Here is a 671-nt window from a genome sequence, read left to right as displayed (position 1 = left end):
CCACGCTGCTGTCGAACCATCCGCGCTATCCGAGCCTGCATGGGCGGGTGCTGGAGACCGAGCTCGTCGCCGATCTTCTCAAGGGCGTCGAGGAACGCGATCTCGTCGACCAGGCCGCGGTGCTGGTCACCGGCTATCTCGGCTCGCCCGGCAATGCGGCTGTCGTCGCCGATTTCGTCGAGCGGGCACTGACGCGCAATTCGAAGCTCGTCTATCTCTGCGATCCCGTGATCGGGGACGATGGCCGCGTCTATGTCGCCGACGGCATCCGGGACGTGGTGCGGCACCGGCTGCTGCCGGCCGCGAACCTGACGACGCCCAACCAGTTCGAGCTCGAGCTGCTGTCAGGCTTGACGATCGCGGATACGCAGAGCCTGCGCGAGGCGTGTGTCGCGCTCGCGGGCGAAGCCCGTATCGACGTCGTTGCGACAGGCTGCGCGCTCGCCGACACGCCTGGCGGACAGGTGGAGACGATCCTCTGCGCGGACGGCCAGCTGTCGCGCTTTGCGACGCAGCGGCTGCCGATCCGCCCCTATGGCACCGGCGATCTGCTCACCGGCCTGATCGCGGCGCATCTGGCCAAGGGCAAGGCAATGGAGGCCGCGGTGCGGCTCGCGGTCGAGACCATCTTTGCCGTGCTGCTGCGCACGCAAGCGGCCGGCACGGCGGAG

General features: G+C 68.9%; 1 protein-coding gene. It reads left to right on the top strand.

Annotated features, from left to right (window positions below; all coding sequences use genetic code 11):
- Positions 1 to 671, top strand: a 671-nt coding sequence (locus tag A5906_RS24275; RefSeq protein WP_245326882.1) for a PfkB family carbohydrate kinase, incomplete at both ends; no start/stop codon positions are given.

The organism is Bradyrhizobium sacchari, from assembly GCF_002068095.1.
GTDB lineage: Bacteria > Pseudomonadota > Alphaproteobacteria > Rhizobiales > Xanthobacteraceae > Bradyrhizobium > Bradyrhizobium sacchari.
Note: the sequence above shows the minus strand (reverse complement) of the source record. Positions and strands in the feature narration are given on the sequence as shown.